This is a genomic window from Nocardia carnea (genome assembly GCF_029868325.1).
GTDB classification, from domain to species: Bacteria; Actinomycetota; Actinomycetes; order Mycobacteriales; family Mycobacteriaceae; genus Nocardia; species Nocardia carnea_C.
Genome location: NZ_JARWNW010000210.1, coordinates 1 through 26,498 on the forward strand (window position 1 = coordinate 1; position 26,498 = coordinate 26,498).

The 26,498-nt window shown below is 66.8% G+C and carries 25 protein-coding genes; 8 read left to right on the forward strand and 17 right to left on the reverse strand.

Annotation, left to right across the window (positions count from 1 at the left end; all coding sequences use genetic code 11):
• The 3 genes from QH196_RS17840 to QH196_RS17850 form a co-directional block, all read right to left on the reverse strand.
• Window positions 1-509, reverse strand: a 509-nt coding sequence (locus QH196_RS17840; protein ID WP_280416934.1) for an ATP-binding cassette domain-containing protein, incomplete at its 3' end; no start/stop codon positions are given.
• Window positions 506-2,494, reverse strand: a complete 1,989-nt coding sequence (locus tag QH196_RS17845; RefSeq protein ID WP_280416935.1) for an ABC transporter permease — start codon at window positions 2,492-2,494, stop codon at window positions 506-508. The genes QH196_RS17845 and QH196_RS17840, both read right to left, overlap by 4 nt.
• Window positions 2,495-2,518: 24 nt before the next feature.
• A complete protein-coding gene (locus QH196_RS17850; protein ID WP_280416936.1) occupies window positions 2,519-3,763 on the reverse strand; it encodes an ABC transporter substrate-binding protein in 1,245 nt (414 codons plus the stop codon).
• A gap of 291 nt (window positions 3,764-4,054) precedes the next feature.
• Here QH196_RS17850 and poxB point away from each other — a divergent pair, with 291 nt between their 5' ends.
• Entirely contained in the window at window positions 4,055-5,791 is a 1,737-nt protein-coding gene (gene poxB, locus QH196_RS17855; protein WP_280416937.1) for a ubiquinone-dependent pyruvate dehydrogenase, read from the forward strand.
• A gap of 43 nt (window positions 5,792-5,834) precedes the next feature.
• On the opposite strand, the gene QH196_RS17860 is transcribed toward poxB, so the two are convergent.
• From QH196_RS17860 to QH196_RS17915, 12 genes are all read right to left on the reverse strand, one after another.
• Window positions 5,835-6,458, reverse strand: coding sequence for a hypothetical protein (locus QH196_RS17860; RefSeq protein ID WP_280416938.1), 624 nt, complete (start codon window positions 6,456-6,458; stop codon window positions 5,835-5,837).
• Between the two features lie 94 nt (window positions 6,459-6,552).
• Complete coding sequence (locus QH196_RS17865) at window positions 6,553-7,701, reverse strand: acyl-CoA dehydrogenase family protein (RefSeq protein ID WP_280416939.1); 1,149 nt, start codon at window positions 7,699-7,701, stop codon at window positions 6,553-6,555.
• An 8-nt stretch (window positions 7,702-7,709) separates the two neighbouring features.
• Window positions 7,710-8,873, reverse strand: a complete 1,164-nt coding sequence (locus tag QH196_RS17870) for a thiolase family protein (protein ID WP_280416940.1) — start codon at window positions 8,871-8,873, stop codon at window positions 7,710-7,712.
• Window positions 8,874-8,925: 52 nt separating this feature from the next.
• The gene (locus tag QH196_RS17875) at window positions 8,926-9,783 is read right to left on the reverse strand and encodes an enoyl-CoA hydratase/isomerase family protein (protein WP_280416941.1); all 858 of its coding nucleotides are present in this window, start codon (window positions 9,781-9,783) and stop codon (window positions 8,926-8,928) included.
• Window positions 9,780-11,015 (reverse strand): CaiB/BaiF CoA transferase family protein, encoded by a 1,236-nt coding sequence (locus QH196_RS17880; RefSeq protein ID WP_280416942.1) that lies wholly within the window; start codon window positions 11,013-11,015, stop codon window positions 9,780-9,782. Before QH196_RS17880 ends, QH196_RS17875 begins: the two co-directional genes overlap by 4 nt.
• Window positions 11,015-11,782, reverse strand: a complete 768-nt coding sequence (locus QH196_RS17885; RefSeq protein WP_280416943.1) for an SDR family NAD(P)-dependent oxidoreductase — start codon at window positions 11,780-11,782, stop codon at window positions 11,015-11,017. Before QH196_RS17885 ends, QH196_RS17880 begins: the two co-directional genes overlap by 1 nt.
• Entirely contained in the window at window positions 11,782-12,948 is a 1,167-nt protein-coding gene (locus QH196_RS17890; RefSeq protein WP_280416957.1) for an acyl-CoA dehydrogenase family protein, read from the reverse strand. Before QH196_RS17890 ends, QH196_RS17885 begins: the two co-directional genes overlap by 1 nt.
• Before the next feature lie 145 nt (window positions 12,949-13,093).
• Window positions 13,094-13,471 (reverse strand): hypothetical protein, encoded by a 378-nt coding sequence (locus QH196_RS17895; RefSeq protein ID WP_280416944.1) that lies wholly within the window; start codon window positions 13,469-13,471, stop codon window positions 13,094-13,096.
• The gene (locus QH196_RS17900) at window positions 13,468-14,175 is read right to left on the reverse strand and encodes an ABC transporter ATP-binding protein (RefSeq protein ID WP_280416945.1); all 708 of its coding nucleotides are present in this window, start codon (window positions 14,173-14,175) and stop codon (window positions 13,468-13,470) included. Before QH196_RS17900 ends, QH196_RS17895 begins: the two co-directional genes overlap by 4 nt.
• The gene (locus QH196_RS17905) at window positions 14,172-14,885 is read right to left on the reverse strand and encodes an ABC transporter ATP-binding protein (protein ID WP_280416946.1); all 714 of its coding nucleotides are present in this window, start codon (window positions 14,883-14,885) and stop codon (window positions 14,172-14,174) included. The genes QH196_RS17900 and QH196_RS17905 overlap by 4 nt, the downstream gene beginning before the upstream one ends.
• Window positions 14,863-16,989 carry an ABC transporter permease gene (locus QH196_RS17910; RefSeq protein ID WP_280416947.1) on the reverse strand — a complete coding sequence of 709 codons (2,127 nt, stop codon included), beginning with the start codon at window positions 16,987-16,989 and terminating at the stop codon, window positions 14,863-14,865. Before QH196_RS17910 ends, QH196_RS17905 begins: the two co-directional genes overlap by 23 nt.
• A gap of 6 nt (window positions 16,990-16,995) precedes the next feature.
• Window positions 16,996-18,369: an ABC transporter substrate-binding protein gene (locus tag QH196_RS17915; RefSeq protein ID WP_280416948.1), complete on the reverse strand. Its 1,374-nt coding sequence runs from the start codon at window positions 18,367-18,369 to the stop codon at window positions 16,996-16,998.
• Between the two features lie 337 nt (window positions 18,370-18,706).
• On the opposite strand from QH196_RS17915, the gene QH196_RS17920 reads away from it, so the two are divergent.
• The 7 genes from QH196_RS17920 (at window position 18,707) to QH196_RS17950 (ending at window position 24,617) form a co-directional block, all read left to right on the forward strand.
• Window positions 18,707-19,237 carry a carboxymuconolactone decarboxylase family protein gene (locus QH196_RS17920; protein ID WP_280416949.1) on the forward strand — a complete coding sequence of 177 codons (531 nt, stop codon included), beginning with the start codon at window positions 18,707-18,709 and terminating at the stop codon, window positions 19,235-19,237.
• Window positions 19,238-19,241: 4 nt separating this feature from the next.
• On the forward strand, window positions 19,242-20,504 hold the full coding sequence (locus QH196_RS17925; protein ID WP_280416950.1) for an aromatic ring-hydroxylating oxygenase subunit alpha: 1,263 nt from the start codon (window positions 19,242-19,244) through the stop codon (window positions 20,502-20,504).
• Window positions 20,494-20,835, forward strand: a complete 342-nt coding sequence (locus QH196_RS17930) for a hypothetical protein (RefSeq protein WP_280416951.1) — start codon at window positions 20,494-20,496, stop codon at window positions 20,833-20,835. Before QH196_RS17925 ends, QH196_RS17930 begins: the two co-directional genes overlap by 11 nt.
• 2 nt (window positions 20,836-20,837) lie before the next feature.
• Window positions 20,838-22,052: a metal-dependent hydrolase family protein gene (locus QH196_RS17935; protein WP_280416952.1), complete on the forward strand. Its 1,215-nt coding sequence runs from the start codon at window positions 20,838-20,840 to the stop codon at window positions 22,050-22,052.
• Window positions 22,036-22,452 (forward strand): nuclear transport factor 2 family protein, encoded by a 417-nt coding sequence (locus QH196_RS17940; RefSeq protein WP_280416953.1) that lies wholly within the window; start codon window positions 22,036-22,038, stop codon window positions 22,450-22,452. Before QH196_RS17935 ends, QH196_RS17940 begins: the two co-directional genes overlap by 17 nt.
• Before the next feature lie 146 nt (window positions 22,453-22,598).
• Complete coding sequence (locus tag QH196_RS17945; protein ID WP_280416954.1) at window positions 22,599-23,714, forward strand: acyl-CoA dehydrogenase family protein; 1,116 nt, start codon at window positions 22,599-22,601, stop codon at window positions 23,712-23,714.
• 3 nt (window positions 23,715-23,717) lie between these two features.
• Window positions 23,718-24,617, forward strand: coding sequence for an acyl-CoA dehydrogenase family protein (locus QH196_RS17950; RefSeq protein ID WP_432279506.1), 900 nt, complete (start codon window positions 23,718-23,720; stop codon window positions 24,615-24,617).
• Window positions 24,618-24,734: 117 nt separating this feature from the next.
• Here the strand turns inward: QH196_RS17950 and QH196_RS17955 are convergent, their stop codons facing one another.
• On the reverse strand, window positions 24,735-25,283 hold the full coding sequence (locus QH196_RS17955) for a hypothetical protein (protein ID WP_280416955.1): 549 nt from the start codon (window positions 25,281-25,283) through the stop codon (window positions 24,735-24,737).
• 329 nt (window positions 25,284-25,612) lie between these two features.
• A complete protein-coding gene (locus tag QH196_RS17960; RefSeq protein ID WP_280416956.1) occupies window positions 25,613-26,125 on the reverse strand; it encodes a hypothetical protein in 513 nt (170 codons plus the stop codon).
• Window positions 26,126-26,498: the final 373 nt, after the last annotated feature.

A 26,498-nucleotide genomic window follows, 5' to 3' on the forward strand; every position in this document is an offset into this window, starting at 1 on the left:
CGGCAGTTGCCGACGAGGGCCCGCGCGACACCGGCCAGTTTCTGCCGGCCCAGCGACAGATCCCCGGCCGGGGTGGCGCCCACATCCTCCAGTCCGACCGCGCGTAGCGCCTCGGTGACGGCGGGGTCAACCCGGTTGCGGCGCCGCCGGAACAGATCGGTCAGCACTGTCGAGAAGCCGCCGGGTCGCAGTGCGGCCGTGACGTTTTCGACAACGCTGAGGTTGCCGAACAGCTCACCCGATTGCCAGGTCCGGGCCAGCCCCGCGCGGCGTCTCCGGTGCGGGGCGAGGTGGGTGATATCGACGCCGTCGAGAGTTACGGCGCCGGCGGAGGCGGTGAATCCGGTGATCGCGTCGACGAACGAGGTTTTGCCGGCCCCGTTGGGCCCGATGAGTCCCACGATCTCCTGTGGTTGCACCGAGAGCGAGACGTTATGGTTCGCCACCACTCCCCCGTACCGAACGGTCAAGTTCTCGGTCGACAGTCCCGCTCCGATCCAATCGGTCATAGGTGTGCCACCGCCTCTCCGGAGTGATCCGCTGTCTCCGGCCCGGCCGTCCGCTTTCGCTGCCGTGCCCGCAGCCGATCGGCGACCCGCCCGGCCTCGCCCGCCATACCGACCGGGTTGAGGACGGCGGTGAGGATCAGCGCGATACCGGAAATGAGCGCGTAGTAGTCGCCCAGCTCGAGCACCTCGTGCACGAGCACGTAGAGAATTCCGAGTGGTCCGAGAATCCCGGCGATCGCCGCTCCGCTGAAGGAGGTGATTCCTCCGAGGTACGCGACCGCGAGCACTTGCAGGCCCACGAATACCGTGAACGATTCTGCCGACAATTGGCCGGCGCTGTAGCCGATCAGGCAACCGGCCAGCCCGGCGATGAATGCCGAGAGACCGAACCCGAGGAGCTTCGTGCGCCGCACATCGATACCTACGGAGGCAGCGGCGCGTTCGTTCGCCCGCACCGCGAGAAATGTGCGGCCGGTATCGCCCGAAGCGATCCGCAGGAACGCCCAGACGACGAGCGCCGCCACCGCGAGCACCAGCAGCGAGAACGGCAGCCGGGCGATCTCACTGCCCTCGCGGACGCCGACATTCAGCCCGAACAGGGTCGGGTTCGCGATCGGATTCCCCGACGCCGGCGTCAAACTGTAGTTGTTGAACACGAATCGCTCGATGGCCAGCGCGGCCGCGATGGTGACGATGGCGAGTTGCGCCCCACGGATCCGGAATGCCGGTAGCGCGACCAGCATCCCGAGGAACGCCGCGACCAGGGCACTGAGCAGGACCGCGAGCACCATCGGCATATTCCAGTCCGTGGTGAGCTTCGACAGGGTGAATCCGGCCGCGCCGGCGAACGCGGTCTGCGCCAGCGAGATCTGCCCGAGATACCCCGTGATCACCACGTACGACAGCGCGAGCAGCATCAGGATCACCGAATAGGTGAGGCCGAAACGGTAGGTGCTCGAGGCCACCGCCAGCAGCACCCCCATCACCACGACCAGGGCGACCGCAGGCACCGGGCGGAACACCGGAATCCGCACATCCGGCAACTCGAGCGTCTGCAGTGCACCGCGGGACGGCAGCCGGCGGCCGAATACGAGCAGGATCACGATGACCACCACGAACGGCACCACCTGATCCAAACCCGATGCCGCCCACACCGGCCACCACTCCTTGCCGGTGAACAGGTTCACCAGCGACTGGAAGGCGCCGAGAACCAAGGCGGCGACCGCGATCACCCCGACCGATTCCAGCCGGGCGACCAGCAGTACCGCCAGCGCCGGCACGACGAGGAGGGTGTAGTTCAGCGGATTGAGCCCGGTCAGGCTCGAGCCGAGCATCACCCCGAGCGTGCCGACCACCGCGGCCCCGACCGTGGCAATCGCCGCCAGCCGGTCCGGTGCGAAGCCGAGTAAGGTGGCGCCGCGCTCGTTCGCCGCCGCCGCACGTGTCGCCGCACCCGGCCGGGTGAACCGGAAATAGGCCCAGATCAGCACCGAGGTGGCCACCATGACCGCCGCCATGATCAGCTCGGCGGAGGAGAGCCGGGTCCCGAACAGCTGCACCGAGCCCGGCGGGATCAGTTCGTCGACGGGAATATTGTTCGGCCCGAACCGGATCACCACCAGCGCCTGCAGGGTGAGCATCAACGCGACGGAGACCACCACCTGCGCCAGTGCCGGAGCGTGACGCACCGGCCGGAAGACCAGATAGTGCGTGATCAATCCGACCACGACCGCCGAGAGCAGTCCGAGGGACACGGCCACCCATATCGGCGGCGGTTCCGAAAACCGCACACTGCCGATCGGCAGAATCAGCGTGCCGTCCCGGCAGAGCTGGGCGAAAACATAGGCACCCCACATCGCGGTGGCGCCCTGCGCGAAGTTGATGATGCCGGTCGCCCGGTAGACCAGCAGCAGGCCGTTCGCCAGCCCGATGTAGACGGCGCCGAGACCGAGACCGAGCACGATGAACTGCAAATACGTATCCATCGGAATGCTCCGTTACACCCGCGATCAGGGTTGCGGTAGTGCGGCCAGATCCAGGTCGACGTAACCGGCCTCGTCCACCGGGGCGAGGGTGCCGTCGTCCTGGACCTCGAAGAAGATCGCCTGGGCGTTGCAGGTGGTCGCGATACCGGGCCATTGTTTGCCGTCGCAGGTCACGGTCGGGCCCGCGAACGATTCGAAATCGGTGACCTTCTCGAATGCGGCGGTCACCGACTCTTTCGTGATCTCACCGGCCGGTGCCGCATTGAGGATGTTCGCGATATTCACCAGCGCGGCGAAGGTGTACAGCGAGCGTGACGACAGTTCCTCATCGTGCCCGACCGCCCGCATGGATTTTTCGAAGACGTCGAGCTCTTCCTGTACCTTCGGCGGCGCCGAATCCTTCGCGAGCGGTACCCACAGCCGCGGCTGGGTCACGATACCCGCGCCCTGCGCCCCCATCTGCTCGATGAACTGGGAGCACGACCCCGCCAGGATCATGCCCTCGAAACCCTGCCGCCGCAGCGCCGTGAAGAGATCCGTGCAGGCGTCTTCGGGCAGCGCGATCACACCGGCGACGTCCGGTTCGTCCGAGATCTGGGTGGCCGCGATGACATTGAGGTTCGCGCCCGCGGCGGGCGGATACTGCACCTTGACGTCGATACCCAGGTTGCCGGCGATAGGCCTGATCAGATCGTCCACATAGGCATGACTGGTCGGTGATTCGTTGACCGCCAGCGACGCCGATTTCTTACCCTTCGAATCGAACAGCGTCATACTGCTCAGCGAGGCGAACGATACCGGGCCGGTGAAATAGAAGGCTTTGCCGTAGCCGGCCTGGTCGGCCAGGAAGGACCCGGCGAGGGTGCCGATGATCGGGATATCCGCCGACCCCAGGATCGGGACCGCCGCGCCCATACTCTGGTCCACCGCGTCGATGACCAGCGGAACCTGTTTCGAGACGAACCCGTTCGCGCAGTTGATCGATGTCTCCGGGCTGCCGTCGCCGCTGCACACATCCACCTCGATGGGCCGGCCGTGCACACCACCGAGGACCTCGTTGATGTAGTACTCGGCCGCCTCGATCCCGAACCCGGTCTGCGGATACGCGGTGGCACCTTTCAGGGGTGCCTGCGCGCCGACGACGATCGGGTCACCGGTGGCTTCGGTCCCACTGAGTCCGGTGCCCCCGGAACCACCACATGCCGAAAGAACAAGGACCGCGGCGATTCCCAGCGCGCCCATCGGAAAGAACTTCTTCACGTCTGCCATCCATCGTCGACATCGCCGCGTTTCCGATTCCCGGATGTTGCCCAGGGCGTGAACCTGCCTACCGGCCGCAGCCGGACCGACCGGATCAGGAACCGACGGACACACCGATCCCCTCGGGGAACGACAGCGGAAAACACCTGGCTGCCAAGCCTTTCCGGCCTCAGCAGCCGGGCCCGCAGCGTGACCCACATTACATTAATCCTAGTAAGGATAACAAGGATTGCCGCCCGTTTTCCGATACGCCGGTGCGACCTCACCGACGATCGCGCCCGCCGCGCGTAGGGTCGCGCCATGGCGACTGTTGCTCAACACATGATCTCTGCCTTGCAGGTCAGCGGAGTCAGCCGCGTGTACGGGTTGCCCGGTGACAGCTTGAACGGATTCACCGACGCGATACGGCGGTCGGACGGCATCTCCTGGGAACATGTCCGGCACGAGGAGGCCGCCGCGTTCGCCGCGACAGCGGATGCCGCGCTGACGGGCCGGCTCGCCGTCTGTGCCGGGAGTTGCGGGCCCGGCAATCTCCATCTCGTCAACGGGCTCTACGACGCACAGCGCACCAGGGTTCCGGTACTGGCCGTCGCCGCGCATATCCCGATCGCCGAGATCGGATCCGGTTATTTCCAGGAAACCCACCCGGAAGAGTTGTTCCGCGAGTGCAGCGTCTACTGCGAGCTCGTGAGCAACCCGCAATCGGCCCCACGGATCGTGGAGATGGCGATGCGGGCGGCCGTGGAGCAACGCGGCGTCGCCGTCGTGGTGATCCCCGGCGAGGTATTCCAGAGCCGGCTGTCCGACGATCGATGGAGCAGCAGGCCGGTGCTGCCCTCCCGGTCGGTGCACCGGCCGGACGACGCCACACTGCGCCGGGCGGCCGAAATCTTGAATGCCGGGTCGCGGGTGACGATCCTCGGCGGGGCCGGGACCGCGGGCGCCCACGACGAGGTCATGGAGTTGGCCGCTGCGCTGCAATCCCCGGTCGTGCACGCATTCCGCGGTAAGGAATACCTGGAGTACGACAACCCGTACGACGTGGGAATGACCGGGTTGCTCGGATACGCCTCGGGATACAAGGCGATCAAAGAAGCCGATGTACTGCTGATGCTGGGTACCGATTTCCCGTATACGCAGTTCTATCCGGAAGACGCCGCGGTCATCCAGGTCGATATCCGCGGCAGCCACCTCGGCCGGCGCACTCCGATCGACGTGGGCATGGTGGGCAGTGTGCGGGACACCGCCGAGGCGCTGCTGCCGCTGCTCACCCGGAAAACCGACCGGGCGCACCTGGACCGGTCGCTGCGGCATTATCGGCGCACCCGCAAATCGCTGGACGAACTCGCGGTCGACGATCGGGGCCGCACCCCCATCCGGCCGGAATATGTTGCCGGCGCGGTGAACCGGTCGGCCACCGACGACGCCGTGTTCACCTTCGATGTGGGGTCCCCGACGACGTGGGCGGCGCGCTACCTGACCATGAACGGCCGGCGCCGGCTGACCGGCTCGTTCACCCACGGCACAATGGCCTGCGCGCTGCCGCATGCGATCGGCGCGCAGACCGCCTACCCCGGGCGGCAGGTGATCGCCCTCGCCGGGGACGGCGGATTGACGATGCTGTTCGGCGAGCTGCTCACGCTGGTGCAGAACGACCTACCGGTCAAGGTGATCGTGTTCAACAACTCGTCACTGAACTTCGTGGAGCTGGAGATGAAGGCGGCCGGGGTGGTGAACTTCGGTACCGGCCTGGACAATCCCGACTTCGGCGCCGTCGCCCGCGCGATGGGAATATGGGGCCGCCGGGTCGAACAACCGGGCGACCTGGAGCCCGCGATCGCGGAGGCACTGGCCCACGACGGGCCCGCACTCGTCGATGTCGTCGTGGCACGGCAGGAACTGACGATCCCACCGGCCGTCTCGGCAGAGCAGGCCAAGGGCTTCACCCTCTACGCCATCCGCACCATCCTCGCCGGGCGCGGCGACGAACTGCTCGACCTGGTCACCACCAACGTCGCCCGGCGCATCCTCGACTAGGCGACCCGCGAGCGCAGCGATAGCCGGCCGGGCGGCCCGTGAGTCAGACCGCCCGGACCAGCGCCTGGCAACCCCGCAGGTCCGCCAGCAGAACCTCGCCGCTGTGGAAGGTTTCGAGATCTTCGTCCGCGCGCTCCGGAATCCCTGCCGCGCCGAGCGCACAGCGTTTGAACGCCCGGGCGGCGGTGCTCAACCGGTGGTGCGCCGAGGAAACCCGGCAGGCGAGTTCGTCGGGCAGGTCGTCACCCCAGACCGCGAGTTCGGACAGTCCCTTGTCGAGGCAGTCGATGGCTCCTCGGCGGACCCATTCGTTGGTGACGAACACATCCGGGGCCAGCAGTACGCTCTCCGGCCAGGTGGCGTGTACCGGGGAGGCGAGGGCGGTGGTCAGGTCCAGGACGGTGGCGCCGAGGATTTCCAGGGGGCGAACGTCGTCGTGTTCGGTGAGGACGGCGACCACTTCCCAGCCGCCCATCATCCGGTCGAAGATGAAACCGCCCGCGTACTGGACCGCGTCCACGGTATTCGGGGCGACGATCGCGAGCCGGTGCCGCAGGGGGTGGCGGCGGGCGTGCGCGCGGACGAGATCGACCGGATGGAAGCCCGCGCGGACTCCGCACTCGGTGTCGACGAGGCAATCGACCTGCTCATCCCGTGGACCGATCACCGGGTACTCCGTTCGATAAACCAACTGCTGAAACAGTAGGATCGAACGTCCCTTTGTGATGTGGATCTCACCGAAATACTCGTTGTGCTATACATCACAAACCGAGGTCTTTGGCAATGATAACTTTCATGACCTCGCTGGTACCCGCGTAGATGCGGGCCACCCGGGCATCGGTGTAGAGCCGGGCGATCGGATACTCCATCATGTAGCCGTAACCGCCGAACAATTGCAGGCAGCGGTCCACGATACGGGCCTGCGTTTCGGTGGCGAACAGTTTCACGCGGGCGGCGTCCGCGCCCGAGAGCTGCCGGTCCACCAGATCCAGCACCGCCCGGTCCACCATGGTCTGCGCGGCCTCGACCTCCGCGGACATGGCGGCGAGCTCGAATTTGGTGTTCTGGAACGACGCCACAGGTGTCCCGAAAGCCTTGCGTTCCCGCACATATTCGATGGTCGCGGTTACCGCGGCCCGGGCCTGCGCCACCGAGCCCACGGCCACCGTCATCCGTTCCTGTGGCAGATTGTGGCCCAGATAGCCGAAGGCGACGCCTTCTTCCCCCAGCCGGTTGGCCACCGGTACCCGGACATCGGTGAACGACAGCTCCACCGTGTCCTGGACCTTGCAGCCCATCTTGTCCAGCACCCGGCCACGGACGAAACCGGGCATCCCGTCCTCGACGACGAGCAGCGTGAGCCCGGCGCGCCGGTTGTCGGGATCGGTAGCGGTCCGCGCCACCACGATCACCAGATCGGCGAGCAGTCCACCGGTGATGAAGGTTTTCGCGCCGTTGAGGATGTAGTGGTCGCCGTCGCGGACGGCGGTGGTGCGGATACCGGCCAGGTCCGATCCGGTGCCGGGTTCGGTCATGGCGATGGCGGTGAGCAGGCTGCCGTCGGCCAGGCCGGGGAACCAGCGGGCCCGCTGCTCGCGATCGGCGTATTCGAGGAAGTACGGCAGGATCACATCCAGCTGGGTGCGCACCGTGCCGAGGGTGACCAGCGCGCGTTGCGCCTCCTCCTGCAACACCACGTTGTAGCGGTAGTCGCGGGTACCCATACCGCCGTATTCCTCGGGGAGGGCGGTGCCGAGCAATCCGAGTTCGCCGAGCCGGCGGAACACCTCACGCGGCATCTGCCCCTGCTTCTCCCATGCGGGATAATTCGGGACGACTTCCTTTTCGATGAGCTCCCGCGCGAGTTCCCGGAAGGCCTCGTGGTCGGGGCTGAACAGATCGCGACGCATATTACTTCCTAGGTAATCAATTCCACGACGGTGGCGTTGGCCGTACCGCCGCCCTCACACATGGTTTGCAGTCCGTAGCGAATTCCGTTGTCGCGCATGTGGTGCAGCATCCGGGTCATCAGCACGGCACCGGAGGCACCGAGCGGATGGCCGAGTGCGATCGCGCCGCCGAGCGGATTGACGAGGTTCGGGTCGGCACCGGTTTCGGCGAGCCAGGCCAGCGGAACGGGGGCGAAGGCCTCGTTCACTTCGAACGTCCCGATATCGGCGAGCGATAGGCCGACCTTGCGCAGTACCTTCTCGGTGGCCGGAATCGGGCCGGTGAGCATCAGTACCGGGTCGGCACCGGCCACCGCGCCGGCGCGATAGCGAGCCAGCGGTCGCAGACTCAGCTGGGTCGCCAGATCGGCCGTGGTGATCAGCAGGGCGGCGGCGCCGTCGGAGATCTGCGAGGAGTTACCGGCGTGGATGACGCCGTCGTCCTGGAATGCCGGTTTCAGGTTCGCCAGTTTCTCCGCGCTGGTGCCGCGCCGGATCCCTTCGTCGGCGCCGACCACACCGCCCTCGGTGAATTCGCCGGCCGGGGCGGTGACCTCGACGATCTGCTCGTCGAACGCCCCACGATCCTGAGCCGCGGCGGCCAGTTCGTGTGACCGCGCCGAATATTCGTCGAGGGCCTGGCGGCCGAATCCCCATTTCGCGGAGATCAGTTCGGCGGATATGCCCTGGTTGAAGGAGAAATCGTCGTACCGCGACAGCACGGCCGGGCCGTACGGCTGACCGGTGGCCCGCGCGGCGCCGAGCGGGACCCGGCTCATCACCTCGACTCCCCCGGCCACGACCACATCCTGCTGCCCCGACATCACCGCCTGCGCCGCGAAGTCCAGCGCCTGCTGACTCGACCCGCACGCCCGGTTCACCGTCGTCCCCGGGATGGATTCCGGCCACCCCGCCGCGAGGACGGCGTAGCGGGCGATATTGCTCGACTGATCGCCGACCTGGGACACACAACCCCACACGACATCGTCGATGAGCTGCGTGCTCACCCCGGTCCGCTCGACCAGCTCCCGCAACACCACCGCGGACAGGTCCGCGGCATGCATCGCGGACAGCCCGCCCTTCCGTTTGCCGACCGGTGTACGCACCGCACCGGCGATCACTACTTCGCGCATCTACCCACTCCGTTCCGAGACGTCTCCGCCGTTGCTGTCGTACCCGGCGCTACTACTCATTCTCTCGGCCCCTCACCGCCTTCGCTCCCTCCGCATGACCGCTGTTCCCTGCGGGCGGCAGGACCCATGTGCCGGTGAACCCGGGTGTGCGTTTCTCGGCAAAGGCCGCGTAGGCCTCGGGGGCGTCGGCGGTGGCGAAATTGACGCCCTGAGCGCGGGCTTCGCCGGCGAGCGCCTCCCGGAGCGTCGCGTCGGCACCTTCGTTGAGCAGTGCCTTGGTCTGGGCGAGCGCGACCGGCGGTCCGGCCGCCAGCCGGGCGGCGAGCTCCACGGTGAACCCGTCGATCTCGTCGGCGGGGACGATCCAGGTGACCAGTCCGAGTGCTTCGGCGCGGGCGGCGTCGATGGTTTCGGCGAGCAGGGCGAGGCGTTTCGCCTGCTGTAACCCGACCAGTTTCGGCAGCAGCCAGGAACCGCCCAGGTCCAGCGAGAGGCCGCGCCGGGCGAAGATCTGCGCGAAGGTCGCGTCCGGGGTGGCCACGACGAGGTCGCAGCCCAGTGCCAGGTTCCAGCCGGCACCGACCGCCACCCCGGTCACCTTGGCGACGGTCGGAGTCGGCAGTTCGTGCAGCTGCAGCGCCAGATCGCTGAAGATCCGCATCTTGTCCATCGGGTGCCGGGCATCGGGTACCGAGATATCGGCACCGGAGCAGAAGGCACCGCCGGCGCCGGTGAGCACCAGGGCACGTACCGACCGGTCCATGCCGGTATCGCGCAGGACGTCCGCCAGCTCACGCCACATGACCCAGGTCATCGCGTTCTTGCGGTGTGGCCGGTTGAGGGTGACTGTGCGGATTCCGTCGTGATCGGCGACGAGCAGTTCACCGGTACCGTTGCTCACGGCGTTCATGACTGATTCCGTTCGGCCGCCACGGCACCGTATTCGGTGCCGATCACCTGCGCCGCCCGCAGTTCGGCGATTTCCACCGCTGTCCGGCCCAATTCCCGCAGGATCGTGTCCGTGTGTTCGCCGAGTCCGGGTACCGCCCCCATCGGCGGTTCGAAACCGTCGACGACGGCCGGTGGCAGCAGCGCCGGGATCGGTCCACCCGGGCTGTCGATATCGCGCCAGCGATCGCGGGCGGAGAGCTGCGGATGGTCGAGGATATCGGTGGTGGTGTTGTAGCGGGAGTTGCCGATTCCGGCGTCGTCGGCGGCTTTCTGTACCTCCGCAAGGGTGTGCCCGGCGCACCACGCGCCGATCGCTTCGTCGAGGTCGCCGCGATGTCGAACCCGGTCGGAATTCGTGCCGAACCGGGGGTCCTCGGCCAGATCGGCGCGGCCGAGGATATCGCGTGCCAGCCGTTGCCATTCTCGATCGTTGGTGGTGCCGAGGACGACCGTCTGCCCGTCGCCGGTGGCGTAGGCACCGTAGGGGGCGACCGCGGGTGAGCTCATCCCGAGTGGCTGCTGTTCGACCCCGGAATGCCGGGTGTAGTTCAGGTGGTAGCCCATCATCTCCGCCATCGTGTCGAACAGGCTGAGACCGATGGCGCCGCCGGCCGGGCCGGTATCCCGGTAGCGCCCGCACAGGGTCGCCAGGATCGACAGCGCCGCATACAGGCCCGTGGTCACATCGGCGACCGGCGGACCCGGTTTGGCGGGTTCACCGGGCCGGCCGGTCACCGCGCATACCCCCGACTCGGCCTGGACGAGCAGATCGTAGGCGCGTTTGTGCGACAGCGGTCCCCCGGTGCCGAAACCGTCGATCTCCAGGGCGATCAGCCGCGGATACCGTTCGGCGAGAGTGGCCGGGGCCAACCCGAGGCGTGCGGTGGCGCCGGGCGCGAGGTTCGATACCAGTACATCGGCGCGTGCCAGCAGTTCGTGCAGGATCTGCAGGCCGCGTCCGGATTTCAGGTTCAGGGTCACCGATTCCTTGCCCCGGTTCACCCAGACGAAATGCGCGGCCTGCCCGGCCACCACATCGTCGTAGTGCCGGGCGAAATCCCCGCCTGCCGGGTTCTCCACCTTGATCACCCGGGCCCCGAAATCGGCGAGGGTACGGGTGCACATGGGCGCCGAAACGGCCTGTTCCAGCGCGACCACCAGTACCCCGGCCAGCGGACCGGCGGCCGCCATCACATCACCATGCCGCCGTCGACCGGCAGCACCTGGCCGGTGACGAAGGACGCCGCGTCGGAGGCCAGGAATACGAAAGCCCCGGCGACTTCGTCGGGTTCGGCCCACCTGCGCAGGGGGATCCGGTTGATCATCTGCTCCGCGAACTTCTCGTCGGTGCGGATGGTTTCGGTCATCGGCGTGGCGGCCAGCGGGGCCAGCGCGTTCACCAGGATGTTCTTGCGGGCGAGTTCGCGGGCCAGCGATTTGGTGACCCCGATGATCCCGGCCTTGGCGGCGGAATAGTTCACCTGCCCCAATGTCCCGGTGAGCCCCGCCGAGGAGGTGACATTGATGATGCGCCCGGTGCCGTCCGTGGCGAGATACGGCAGCGCGGCCTGACTGCAGTTGAAGGTGCCCAGCACATGCACATCGAAGATCTTGCGCATCGATTCCGGGGTGGTTTTCGGGAACATTGCCGGCGCGGTGATCCCGGCGTTGTTCACCACGATATGTATTTTCCCGCCACCCAGTTCGGCGGTCTGCTCGGCGGCCGCGACCGCGGATTCCGGGTCCGCGACATTCAGCGCACAGGCCCGCGCGGTGCCGCCGTCGGCGGTGATCTTCTCCGCGACCGTCCCCGCCGCGGCACCGTCGAGATCGGTGACCAGCACCGCCGCGCCGTGGCCGGCCAGCGCCCGCGCCACGGCCGAACCGATACCGCCGGCGGCGCCGGTGACCAGCGCCGCGCGGCCCGTCAGATCGAATAGTCCGTTCTCCGCTGCCATCAGTAACTCCTCGGCATTCCCAACACGTGCGACCCCAGATAGTTGAGGATCATTTCCTGACTGATCGGCGCGATCCGCATCACGCGTGACTCCCGGAAATACCGGGAGATGTGATACTCCTCCGAATACCCCATCCCGCCGTGCGTCTGCATGGCGCGGTCGGCCGCTTCGAAACCGGCTTCGGCGCACAGATATTTGGCGGTATTGGCTTCCCTGCCACAGGGTTTGCCCTGGTCGTACAACCAGGTCGCTTTCCGCAGCACCAGTTCGGCCGCGTCCAGCCGGGCCAGCGAATCGGCCAGCGGGAATTGGATTCCCTGATTCTTGCCGATGGGCCGCCCGAAAACCTCGCGTTCGTTGGCGTAGCGCACCGCGCGATCCAATGCGACCCGCCCGATCCCTAGCGCTTCGGCCGCGATCAGCATCCGCTCGGGATTCAGGCCGTCGAGCAGATATTCGAATCCGCGGCCCTCCTCCCCGACCCGGTCCTCCACCGGGATCCGCAGATCATCGATGAACAGTTCGTTCGACGAGACCGCGTTGCGGCCCATCTTCGGAATCGGCCGGATATCGACGTGGTCGCGGTCGAGATCGGTGAGGAACAACGTCATCCCGCCGGTCTTCTTCTCGACATCGTCGTACTTCTGGGTGCGGGTGAGCAGCAGGATCTTCTCGGATTCCAGCGCTTTGGAGATCCACACCTTGCGGCCGTTGACCACATAATGGTCGCCGTCGCGGCGGGCGAAGGTGGTGATCCGGCTGGTATCCAGGCCGGCGCCCGGTTCGGTGACACCGAAACACACATGCATCTCACCGCGTGCGACCCGCGGCAGAGTGCGCTGTTTCAGTTCTTCCGACCCGTGCACGATCACCGGCTGCATACCGAAAAGCGACAGGTGGATCGCGGTGGCGGCGTTCATCCCGCCACCGGATCGGGAGACCTGTTCGGCCAGGATCGAGGCCTCGGTGATCCCGAGACCGTGCCCGCCGTACTCCTCGGGAATACAGATACCCAGCCAGCCGCCGTCGGCGATGGCGCGATAGAACTCGGTGGGGAACTGGTGATCCCGATCCTTCTCCATCCAATACTGATCGTCGAATTTCCGGGCCAGCTCGGCCACCGAATCCCGGATCAGCCGCTGATCCTCGGATAGTTCGAAACTCATACCGTCGGACACATCAACTCCTCTCGTCACCGCCGTGCGGCCGGGGGCACCCGCTCGAATTCGAGCGGGTCCCCGCCGTCGTTCAGATCGACTCACCTGGGCGAAGGTTCGTCGTCGCCTGACCGGGGCAGGCCCATGCCGGCGTTCACCGCTGTGGCACTGCGACCTCCCCGAGTTCCTGGTCCGGCCCACCGGGCAGCCGGCCCGCGAGCTGGGCCAGGTCATACGACTGCCGCGCCATCCAGTACCGCAGCACCCCGGTCAGCGAATACCGCAGGAACAGCGCCGCACCCACGATGCTCAACGCGATGCCGGCCAGCGCGATGATGATCGCGTCGCGCTGCACCAATGCGTCGGAGGTGTTGTTGGACATCAGATAGCCCAGCACGATCACCACCGGGCCGAGGATCAGCAGCGCGACACCGACCCGCAGCCACAGACCACCGCGGCCGGCGGCAGGGTCGGGGATCTTCAGCTCCGCGAGCTCCTGGACGAAACGGTCCGCGCGGGTGGATTCGGTCATGAGGGACTTCCTAGATAGAGGGTGGCCAATTGGTTGCGGAGCCCGAGATCGGGTGGGCCCTGATGTTCGATGCGGCCGCGCACCAGCACCGCGGCGGTATCGGCGATATCGAGTACCGCGGCGGCGAACTGTTCGACGATGAGTACCGCTACGCCCTGGCGGGCGATTTCGGCGACCTGTTCGTAGAGTCGTTCCACCACCAGTGGCGCGAGCCCCATGGACAGTTCGTCGAGCAGCAGTACGGCCGGGTCGGTGGCCAGGCCGCGGGCCAGTGCCAGCATCTGCTGTTCGCCGCCGGAGAGCGTGCCCGCGGTCTGCCCGGCCCGCTGCGCCAGGATCGGGAACCGCGCGAACGCGATATCTTCGATTTCGGCGACCGGGCGGCCGGTGAACGACATCATCAGCAGGTTGTCGCGGACGGTGAGGTTGGGGAAGATACCGCGGCCCTCGGGGATCAGGCAGACACCGGCGCGGGCGAGGTCGCGGGGATCGACTCCGTTGACCGTGCGCCCGCCGAGCCGTAATTCGCCGTCGGCAATGGGATGCACTCCGGCCGCCACCTTCAGGGTGGTGGTCTTACCGGCGCCGTTGGGTCCCAGCAGCGCGACCACTTCGCCGGCCCGCACACTCAGGTCGACACCGTGCAGGACGGTGATCGCGTCGTAGGCGGCGCGGATTCCGGTCAATTCCAGCAGTGCGCTCACGAGTCCCCCAGATAGGCCGCCAGGACCTGTTCGTCGCGACGGATCACCTCGGGCGATCCACTGGCGATCACACTGCCGAGGTCGAGAACGTAGACCTGGTCGCAGACGCTCATCACCAGCCCCATATCGTGCTCGACCAGCACCACCGCGGTACCGTCCGCGGCCACTGAGCGCAGCAGTCCGGCGAAGCGATCCGTTTCCGCACTGTCCTGCCCGGCGGCGGGTTCGTCGAGCAGCAGCAGTGTGGGCCGCACCGCGAGTGCGCGGCCGACTTCGACCAGCCGGGCCAGCCCGGTGGGCAGTGCATCGGCCAGATCACCGGCGCGTTCGCCGAGCCCCAGCCGGTCGATGATTTCGTCGACGACCTTGTCCGCGTGGCGCCGCCGCGGACCGAGTTCCGCAGCGACCAGCAGGTTGTCCCGGACCGAGAGGCGGCCGAAGAGTTCGAGCCGCTGGAAGGTCCGCGCCATACCCCGCCGGGCCCGTCGTGCCGGGTCGAGCCGGGTGATATCGCGGCCGTCGAGCCGGACCCGTCCGCCCGCGGGCCGCCGCAATCCGCAGATCACGTCGAACAGCGTGCTCTTCCCGGCCCCGTTCGGCCCGATCAACCCGGTGACCTCGCCCGCTTCGGCCTGTAATCCGGCGCCGTCGAGGGCGCGCCGGCCGCCGAAGGTGACGGTGATATCGCTAACGTCCAGCAGTGATGGCATGATCGAGCACCTCCTTGTCCTCCGGCCGCCACGGCCGTTTCACGCCCCACCATTCGACGGGCACATCCGGCTCCCCGGCGGCGGCGCGCTGTTCACGGTTGTTCGCCCAGATGCGGATGGCGAACACCGCGAGGAACGAGCCCCAGAAGAACATCCAGCCGTCGATCACACCGGCCAGCCGCACCAGCCACAGCGCCACCGGTACGGCGACCATCAGCACCAGCGTCATCCGGTTGCGGATCGCCGCCTCGAATCCCTCCCGGATACGGGCGACCGCGCCGTGGCTCACCACACCGCCACCGAAGGCGATACCGGCCAGCGCCGGAAGGACGTGGATGAGGTTCTCGGTCGAGGGGAACAGCACCGGGATCGCGAGCATCGGACCGTAGAGCGCGACACCCACGAACAGGCCGTTGCCCAGCGCCCCGAGCCCGGCGAACACCGCGACCAGGAAGATCGGCAGACCGGCCACGAAATTGAACTGTTCGGGCGTCACCGAACCCATCTGCATCCCGAACAGCGCGCCACCGAGCCCGGCCAGCCCGGCGCTCAGCGCGAAAACCGCCACCTTGGCGCGCAGCAGGTTACCACCGAGGGTGGCATAGGCGGCTTCGCTGTCACGCAATGCGATGAGCCTTCGGCCGAACCGGCCGCGCCGCAGGGCGGCGACACCGAGTGTGGCCACCGCCAGGCAGACCGCCGCGAAAACGGTGATGCTCGCGGCGGTATCGAGCCGCAGCCCGAACACGTTCGGCCCGAACACCTCCACCGAACCCTGGTCAAAGAACGAGATCTCCACGCCCGCGATCTCGAAGGACGGCAGGGTGAAGATCCACCGATCGAGGACCACCGCGAAGGCGGCGGTTCCCAGCGCCAGATAGACGCCCGAAAGGCGTAGCGCCGGAATCGCGATCAACGTACCGGCCAGCGCCGCGATCGCCACGGCCGCGAACAGGCCCCACAGTTCACCGTCCGGGGCGAGTTGCCCGTAGGCGATCGCCCCGATACCCGCCATGCTCAACTGGCACAACGAGATCTGCCCGGCGTACCCGGACAGCGGTACGAACGACAAGGCGATGACACCGAAGGCGAACATCGGCCCGTAGGCGATGAGATCACTTTCCCCGAGCGTGGTGGCGACGATCAGACCGAGGATCACGATCACCGCCGCGAAGAACAGCGCACCGCTGCGCGACGGTGTGGGTACCGGGCTGAGTTTGCGGTCGCGGCCGCGCAATCGGCCGTGCGGGAACAGCAGCAGCGCCGCGAACAACAGCAGCGCGGGCGCCGCGAGCCGCAGACCGGGCAGGTATTCGTTCTGCGGCAGGTACCCGGTCAGGTAGCTCTCCACCAAACCCACCACGATCGCGCCGAGGAAGGTCATGGGCAGGCTGCGCAACCGCCCGAAGATGGCCGCGGTGTAGGCGCTGACGATCAGCAGCGACAGCGTGGACGCGTCCAGAGCCACTGTGGGCGCGATGAGAATTCCGCCCACCGCAGCCAATTCGATACCCAGGATCCAGGCGACCCGGTTGGCGCGGACCGGGTCGGCGCCGGGGAGCCCGGCGAGAGCCCGGTCGTCGACGGTGGCCCGCATCTCCGCACCCGTCCGGGTGTTGAACAGCAGTACCCGCAGCGCCACCGCGACCGCGACCGCCACCAGCATGGTCAAGGCCTGATGCCAGGTGACGGTGGCGGCGCCGAGCCGAATCGGTTCGGCGCCGGCGAAGAAGGTGGGTAGCGTACGCGCCTGCATCGGATCCCAGATCCAGCGCGCGGTGGCGATGAGGCCGCTGAGCAGCGCGACCGTCATCACCAATTTTTCCGCGTCACCCAATCCCTGCACGGCCCGCAGCGCCCGTTCGACGAGCAGCCCGGACAGCGGCGCCAGCACCAGCAGCACGATCGCCAGCGCGACCGGTACGGGTACACCCCAGCCGGCGGTGAGCTGCCAGTAGGAGAATGCCGCCATCATCCCGGCCGCGCCGTGCGCGAAATTGAAGATTCCGGTGGTCGTATGGGTGAGCACCAGACCGCTGCCGATCACGGCGTAGACGGCCGCGGTGCTCAGCCCGACGATCCCGAAAGCGAGGAATTGATCCATGGTCGGTTACTTGACGTCCGCCATGGTCTTGCCCACATCGGCGAGCGTCATCGGCTCGCCGTAGTCACCGGTGTACCGGTAGGGCGGGGTACCGCAGCGGAACAGGCCCTCGTTCGCACCGAATTCGGGCGCTTTCCAGCCTTCCGGTGTGGCCTGCATGACGTTGAAACAGTTCGGCGCCGGATCCTTCGCGGACAGATCGTTCGGGCTGTGCAGCCCGCCACCGGTCCACTCGGTCTCCTTCTTCGCCGTTTCCACCACGCAGGTGCGGGTGAGTTCGGAGCCGCAGGCACTGGCGGCTTTCGCGAACAGCAGCCAGGCCGAGAACGCGCGAATCGCGGGCAGGCTGATCACCGCGTCCGGTGCGTACTGCTCGTACAGCTTCTGCAGTTGCTGCATGGCCGGCGATTCGTCGGCCAGCTGCGGCGGGACCACGCCGCCGAGATCCACGATATTGTTCTGGAAGCTCGCCGAGCGGCCCAGCAGTTCGATGTAATCGGGCCGGAAAGCGTTGTTGGTGGGGTCGATCCAGTCCAGCTTGTAATCCATCGAGGTCAGTTTCTCCTCGAGTTTGGCCAGCGGACCGTCCTCGCCGATGAAGATGAGGCCACGTACCCCGCTGTTCTTGATGGCCTGTGCGTAGGGTGTCCAGTCGGTCACCCCGCCCACCGGATACAGCTGGTTGTAGACCACCTTGGCACCCATCGCGTTCAGCGATTCGACGGCCTTGTCGCCGAGCACTTTGGTGACGGGTGAATCGCCGTTGATGATCCCGATCGCACCGTCGGATCCCGGATAGGCCTCTTTGGTCAGCCACTGGCGCGAGGCGTTGTAGGGGTCGTAGTGGGCGTAGGTGCTCTGTGAGGCGATCACCTGCAGATCCGTGCCGAGATTGGGCTGCTGGGAGATCTGCGCGGGGAAGTCCGGCAGGGTGCATTCCAGCCGTTCCTTCACCCCGAGCCCGTCCAGTCCGGCGCCACCGCCGACGAGCGCGAAATCGGTGCGGCAGGCTTCCACCATCTTCTGGCGGACCGCCATCACCTTCGAATCGTGGATTTCGGTGGTGAGGGTGCGGCCGTTGATCCCGCCGGCCGCGTTGCACCAGGAGGTGAACACCTTCGCGGCGTCGACGAATTCGGGGTTCTTGGAGTAACCGACATCGGTGAAGACACCCGCGGTGATCTCGCTGTCGGTGACTCCCTGCGTGGGCGATCCCGAGGCGTCACCGTCGCCGCAGACACCGGTCAGATCGCCGAAATCGGCGACGACCTTGTCGCCGGAAGAGGAATTCCCGGTTTCGCTACCACTACGTCCTGAGCAGCCGGCGGTGGCGAGTAACGCCACCGCTATCAGGACGGCGGCTGTTCTCTTCGGTCTCACGATGGTCCTTTCTGAGCTGACCCCCATCGGCCAGCCGATCGTGATCGGGCGAGCGGCCCGCCCGTACACCGAGTCCGAGTCGGACACCCTGGCCGATCGACCGCCGTACCCAGCTCTCGGTGACTGAAAACTAGCTTCTCACTTATCGAGAATCAATATCCTCTTTTTCGGGTACACATCGACATGGGCAACCACGTCGTCCACAACAAGGCCGGCCGGGGAGGTCGCGACAGCAGGCTCACCACCTGTCGATACACCCCCACGTTGACTATCCGGGCGGCTCATGGAAACCTGTTATCCGAAAGCGAGAATATCATTCTCATCGAGAGGAGGCGCGATGCGAGTACCGCCGCTACCCGCGGACCGGTGGGACGAGGACGTCGACGACGCGTTACGCGTGATGCTGCCGCGCAGGTTGCGCAACCCGGAGTCGGCGAGCAACGCCCTGTCGACACTCGTCCGGCATCCGGCGCTGACCAAGGCCTTCCTCACCCTGAACGTCCACCTGCTGTTCCGTTCCCCGCTACCGGCCCGGCTGCGCGAAATCGCCATCCTGCGCGTGGCGCACCTGCGGGACTGTGTCTACGAGTGGAACCACCACCGCGAAGCCGCGCTCGCGGAGGGAATCACCGCCGACGAGATCGCCGGTGTCGCCCGGGGCGAGGCCGCCGACGCCCTCGACCGGCTGATCCTGCGCACCGTCGACGAACTCGACGAGAAATCGAACCTGTCCGACGCCACCTGGGACGGACTGTGCGCGCATCTCGACGAGCACCAGCGGATGGATCTGATCTTCACCATCGGCACCTACAACACGCTTGCCGCGGCCTTCAACACCTTCGGCATACGATCCGAGTACGAGAGGTAATCCCTTGGCACACTTCAACAAACCGGCGGCGGGTAGCTGGACCGAACACTACCCGGATCTGGGCACCGAGCCGGTCGACTACTCCGATTCCATCGATCCGCAGTTCTACGAGGACGAGCGCGAAGCGATCTTCAAGAAGACCTGGCTCAATGTCGGCCGCGTGGAACGGCTGCCACGCAAGGGTAGTTACTTCACCAAGGAACTCTCCGCCGCCGGCACCTCGCTGATCATCGTGCGCGGTAACGACAACGAGATCCACGCCTACCACAACGTCTGCCGCCACCGCGGTAACAAACTCGTCTGGGACGATTACCCCAACGAGGAGACCTCGGGCTTCTGCAAACAGTTCACCTGCAAATACCACGCCTGGCGTTACAGCCTCGAGGGCGAACTGACCTTCGTCCAGCAGGAGAAGGAATTCTTCGGCCTCGACCGCGCCGACTACGGGCTCAAGGATGTGCGCTGCGAGGTGTGGGAGGGGTTCATCTTCATCAACCTCGACCACGACGCCGAACCGCTGACCACCTTCCTCGGTCCGATGATCAAGGGGCTGGAGGGTTATCCGTTCCACGAGATGACCGAGGTGTTCAGTTACAAGGCCGAGGTCGGCAGCAACTGGAAACTGTTCATCGACGCGTTCGCCGAGTTCTATCACGCGCCGATCCTGCATATGAAGCAGGCAGTGAAGGACGAGGCCGATAAACTTGCCGGTTACGGCTACGAGGCCCTGCACTACGAACTGCAGCCGCCGCATTCGATGATCTCGTCGTGGGGCGGGATGGCCCCGCCCAAGGACCTGAACATGGTCAAACCGATCGAACGCGTCCTGCGCAGCGGACTGTTCGGCCCATGGGACCGTCCCGATATCGAGGGCCTGGACCCGCTGCCCGTGGGGATCAATCCCGCCGGCCACCGGGCCTGGGGTGTGGACGAATTCGAGATCTGGCCGAACTTCTCGCTGCTGTTCTGGGCGCCGGGCTGGTATCTCACCTACCACTATTGGCCGACCGCGGTGGACCGGCACATCTTCGAGGCCAACCTGTACTTCGTGCCCGCGAAAACGGCTCGGGAGCGGCTGGCCCAGGAGCTGGCCGGCGTCACCTTCAAGGAATACGCGCTGCAGGACGCGAACACCCTCGAGGCGACCCAGACGATGATCGCGACCCGCACCGTCACCGATTTCCCGCTCAACGATCAGGAGATCCTGCTCCGCCATCTGCACAAGACCGCGCAGAAGAAAGTCGAGGAATACCGCAATGGCAACTGAGGACACACACGCGCTGCCCGCCGAATTCGCCGATCTGGCCCGGTTCGCGGACTGGATCCTGCCCACCGAACCCGAGCGGTACGCCAAACGGCTGGCCTCCACGATGCCGGAGATGCAGGACTTCTACGACGCCGGGATGGCGCGGCTCGAGGAGGCCATCGCCTACTGCGACCGGTTCGACCTCGACGATCTGCCCGACGAGGCCCGCAACCTGTTCCATCTGATGCAGTCGCTGGTGATGGCGTCCTTCCCGGTGGAGGTCTGGAAGCAGCCGCGGGTACCCGACAGCGGCGCGGCCTACCTGGACATCGTGCGCGAGCCGGTGGTGTAGCCATGGTGACACTGCGGGCTGCCGGGCTGCTCGATGTGGACTCCGGCGAAATCGTGCGGCCCGGCATTCTGCGCGTCGAGGGCGATCGGATCGTCGGTGTCGGAGGCGAGCCGGAGGGGGAGGTCATCGACCTGGGTGATCTCGTCCTGCTGCCGGGGTTGATGGATATGGAGGTCAACCTCCTGATGGGCGGCCGGGGCGAAACCGGGCTGAGCTCCTCGGTGCAGGACGACCCGCCGCTGCGGATGCTGCGCGCGGTCGGTAATGCGCGGCGCACCCTGCGCGCCGGCTTCACCACCGTGCGCAACCTCGGCCTGTTCGTCAAGACCGGCGGCTACCTGCTGGACGTCGCGCTCGGTAAAGCCATCGACGCCGGCTGGATCGACGGTCCGCGGATCGTGCCGGCCGGCCATGCCATCACCCCCACCGGCGGGCATCTCGACCCCACCATGTTCTCGGCCTTCGCCCCCGATGTGCTGAAACTGACCCTGGAAGAAGGCATCGCCAACGGTGTCGACGAGGTCCGCAAAGCGGTGCGGTACCAGATCAAACACGGTGCCCAGCTGATCAAGGTCTGCGTATCCGGTGGTGTCATGTCGCTGACGGGAGCGCCCGGCGCGCAGCACTATTCGACCGAGGAACTGCGGGCGATCGTCGACGAGGCGCACCGCCGGGGGTTGCGGGTGGCCGCGCACACCCACGGGGCCGAAGCCGTGAAGGAGGCCGTCGGGGCCGGAATCGACTGTATCGAACACGGTTTCCTGATCGACGACGAAGCCATCGACCTCATGGTCCGGGAGGGCACCTATATGGTGCCGACCACGCGTCTGGCCGACGCCATGGATGTTTCCAAGGCGGCACCGGAACTGCAGGCCAAGGCGGCCGAGATGTTCCCGCGCGCCCGCACCTCGGTGAAAGCCGCCTTCGACGCGGGCGTGAAGATCGCCGTCGGCACCGACGCGCCGGCGATCCCGCACGGCCGCAACGCCGACGAGCTGGTGGCCCTGGTCGAGCGGGGACTCGATCCGCTGTCGGTGTTGCGGGCGGCGACGGTCGTCGCGGCCGAGCTCATCCAGGTCACCGACCGCGGCCGGCTCGCCGAGGGGCTGCTCGCCGATGTGATCGGGGTACCCGGTGATCCGCTGGCCGATATCACCGTCACCCAGCAGGTGAAGTTCGTGATGAAAGGCGGGAAGGTCTATGGCGGCACACGATGACCTGATCGAAATCCAGCAGCTGCTCGCCCGCTACGCGGTCACCATCACCAAGGGCGATATCGACGGCCTGATCGGTGTTTTCACCCCCGACGGCAGTTACAGCGCGTTCGGCGACACCTACACCCTCGACGTGTTCCCCGAACTCGTCGACGCCGCGCCGAAAGGCCTGTTCCTCACCGGGACACCGCTGATCGAACTGGACGGCGATACCGGTACCGGCACGCAGCCGCTGTGTTTCGTGGAGCAGTCGACCCACGATATGCGGATCGGGTACTACACCGATACCTACCGGCGCACCGGCAAGGGCTGGCGACTGGCCACCCGCGCGATGACCTTCATCCGGCGCAGCGGTATCCACGATTCCGGTATCCCGCACGCCTTCGAGCGGCCCACGGCATGAGCGAGTCAGGGCCGGAGGCGGTAGCGAAGCGTCACCACGCAGGGCCCTCGCTCATGCCCGATAGACACGGCATGAGCGAGTCAGGGCCGGAGGCGGTAGCGAAGCGTCACCACGCAGGGCCCTCGCTCATGCCCGATGGACACAGCATGAGCGAGTCCTGGCCGGAGGAGGTAGCCGAGGTCGGGGAGTTCCGGTCGCGGGTGCGGGCCTGGCTGGACGACAACGACCTCTCCCCCGGACCCGAACCCGGTTTCGACGCGCAGGTCGCGCAGCTGGGCCGGGTCCGGCGGGCGTTGTACGAGGCCGGTTGGATGCGTTACGGATGGCCGGAGTCCGTCGGCGGGCTCGGTGGGCCGGCGCTGCTGCGGGCGGTGCTCGGCGAAGAGGTCGCGAGCCGTGACCTGGCCGAGCCGGGGATCTATTCCATGGTGGAGGTGCTGGCCCCCACCATGATCTCCTATGCCCGCCCGGAGTTGGCCGCCGAGATGGTGCCGCGGCTGCTGGACGGCAGTGAACAGTGGTGCCAGGGTTTCTCCGAGCCGGGTTCCGGTTCGGACCTGGCCTCGTTGCGGACCCGCGCGGAACAACGCGGCGATCGGTGGGTGATCAACGGGCAGAAGGTGTGGACCAGCCTCGCGCAGTTCGCGTCGCGCTGTGTCCTGCTGACCCGCACGGGCCCGGGGCACGACGGGATCACCGCGTTCTTCGTCGATATGGATACCCCGGGGATCACTGTCCGGCCGCTGCGCACCATGCACGGGGTCGACGAATTCGCCGAGGTCTATTTCGACGATGTCGTGGTCGACGAGGCTCGGATGCTCGGGCGGCCCGGTGACGGCTGGCGGGTCGCGATGGATCTGCTGCCCTACGAGCGGTCCACCTGCTTCTGGCATCGGATCGCGCATCTGTTCACCCGGCTCGACCGCCTTCTCGACCAGACCGCGCACGCCGACGACACGGATCTCGGCGCCGCCTACCTGGCGTTGCACACCGTGCGGTGCCGGTCGCGCGTCACCCAGCAGCGCCTGGCCGGCGGCGCCGCGCTGGGGCCGGACACCTCGATCGACAAAGTGCTGCTGGCCACCGCCGAACAGCAACTTTTCGATACAGCCCGTGATCTGCTGCCGGGCGAGGTCGAGCTGGCCGATTCCGAATGGCGCTCGGAGTTCCTGTATTCCCGCGCGGCGACGATCTACGGCGGCACCGCCGAGATCCAGCGCAATATCATCGCCCGCCGCCTGCTCGACCTGGGAAAGGAGTGAGCGGTGGACGCTGCCGAACAGACCCTGCTCACCGATACGCTGCGTAAGACGATGGGCGCGGCCACCGGTGCCGAACTCTATTCCGCGCTCGGTGATCTCGGCTGGTACGAGTTGCTCACCGACAGCGCCGATATCGCCGTTCCCCTCGTCTTCCGGTTACTCGGCGAGACCGGGACCCACGCACCGTTGATCAACGATGTGCTGGCGTATGCGGCCGGCCGCCCGTTCGGCGCACCGATACCGCTGCCGTTCACCGGTGGCCGCTGGGTTCTCTGGACGGAAGAGAGCGGTTCGAGCTCGGCCACCACTGTCACGCCCGAGCCACGGCACCGCGCCGCACCGATCGTTCTCCTCGATCCCGAACTACCACTGTCGGTCCTCGACGGGACCGCCGAATCGCCCGCCGTCGAGGCCGTTCCACTCGCGCAGGCGCGCCGCGCCCTGAGCTGGTGGCTGACCGGTTCCGCGCGGGCCATGCTCGCATCGGCGCGCCGCCACGCGCTCGACCGGGTGCAGTTCGGCAAACCCGTCGCGGGCTTCCAGGCGGTCCGGCACCGGCTGGCCGAAACCCTGGTCGCCATCGAGGGAGCCGAGGCCGCCCTCGCGGTCGGACCGACCGATGCGTACCATCCGGCCCACCCCGCGGGCGCTGTACCGCAGCACTACGATTCCCTCGCCGCCGCGCTCGCCAAGGCCGCCGCCGGCCGCGCGGCGCTCGTGACCGCACGCCATTGCCAACAGGTGCTGGGCGGCACAGGTTTCACGGCCGAGCACGAATTCCACCGCCACTATCGGCGGATCCTCGTGCTGGACGGATTACTCGGTAGCTCACGCGACCTCACCCGCGAGGCCGGCGCGACACTGCGTGAGCTGGGGTACGCCCCGCGGCTGGCGCATCTGTAAAGACCGCCGGCTCGGAGGGCCACGGCCAGGAGGGGCCGGTTGTCCGGCGCCGAAACCGGCGTTTCCCCTCACCGCTGGCCGGGCACAAGGTCACCGTGGCACCCTTACCGGCTTCGCTCACGCGCAGGCCTGGGAGATTCCCCCGGAAATCGCGACCAGGCCGCACATGGTGGTGGCGGAGATCTTCCAGCCGTCCGTCTCCCGCACCGCGTGACCGATCTGGTTGCTCACCACCGGGTTACCGGAAATGTGCAAGGTGAATCGTAATTCGGCGTGCGCCGGGTCGAGTACCACCACATCGGCGATCTCCACCGTGGTGAGCGCGGTGCGGATATGGTTCGCCATCCCGGCGATCTCGGTCTCGAAATCGGTCCCGCGTTCCACCAGCGCCATACGATCCGCAGTGGCGGTCGCGGGCGCGAAGAAGGCGTGGTAGACACCGGTTATCGCCGCTGCGGCGGCGGCCGGCGAATCCGAGGTGGCAATGCCGGCCTGCGGGTTCGCCGCCCCGGGGTTTGCGGCGACTTCGGTGGCGGGCGCCTCCGTCGTGGGTAGGACATAGCAGTTGTCGGGCCCGAAGAAGTTGCCGCACCCCGTGATCGCGCTCAGGGCGAGTGCGATTCCACAGGCGGCGGCAGTTCGCGCTACCCGGTGTCTTCGTGACATCGGTTCGTCTTTCTGAAGAGTGATGATCGGCGTCAGCGGAAACCGCGTTCTACGGACGCCGCGGGGAGTGTAGCCCGACACCAGCTTGGACAGAACCGGTTTCACCGATTTTGACGGATATCTATCCGGCTAAATCGTGACGCCGACTTCGGCGGTGTTCCACATCCCGAAACCCGGTCCGTGCCAGGCTGTTCCGGACGGACCAATTGCGCATCCGGGGTTGCCGCATGCGGCGGCAGCAACCGGAGAGGACGTCGTATCAATACTGCGCAACCGATACGACGTCTTCACCTTCCGGTTCACTGTGAGAGTGCGACCGCACAAGGAGATCAGCCGCAGGCGGGGACCACTTCCCCGGTGCCCTGGACCGCGAGCAGCGCACAGAACGTCATCGCGGCCACCTTCCAGGTGTCACCCTCTTTGATCGCCTGCCCGGACTGGTCCGGCAGCACCGGATTTCCGCCCAGCAGCAGGGTGTAGGTCACGTCGGCGGTCTTATCGTCCACAACCTCCACCGCCGATACGGTCACGCTCGTCCCCTGGGCGCGTGGATCGGCGGCCATTCCTTCGAGGAAGGGCTTGAATTCTTCCCCCTTCTCGACCAACCCCGCCCGGGTCGCGGGGGCGGCTTTACCGTCGAAGAAGGTGACGAAAGCGTCGGTGACCGCTTTCTCGGTCTCCGGGGCGGCCACGGCGGGCGCGGCGGAGCTGGTGGCGGCGGCCGGGGTGGAGGTGGACGCGGCCGCGTCATCTCCGGAATCGCCACAACCGATCACGGCCGTGGCGGTCAGCGCCACCAAACCGAAAAGAGTGGTGGCACGCCGGATTCTGCTGGAACGCATGGCGGAAACCTTTCCGATGGACGTTCGGGAATTCTTGTCCATCCGGGGAAATTCGAAAACGGGTTCCGGGCGGTCGTCATTCGGTTACGCTGCCCGTGTCGAAAGAATCCCTGACCGCCGGTTCCGCTCGGCGTCATTTCTTCGATACGGGGTGCCGGCGCCGCGGCGGACGGTGGCGGCGCCCCGGTTAGGTTCATGTATTTAGTGTTGCTGGGTTACCGTTTTTTGGGCGACCTTTTATAATATAACTAATATTTTATTCTCGCTACGGGGGGCCCGGCCCCGTGGCGCGGGGGGGCGGCCACCCCGTATCGAAGAAATGACGCCGAGCGGAACCGGCGGTCAGGGATTCTTTCGACACGGGCAGCGTAAC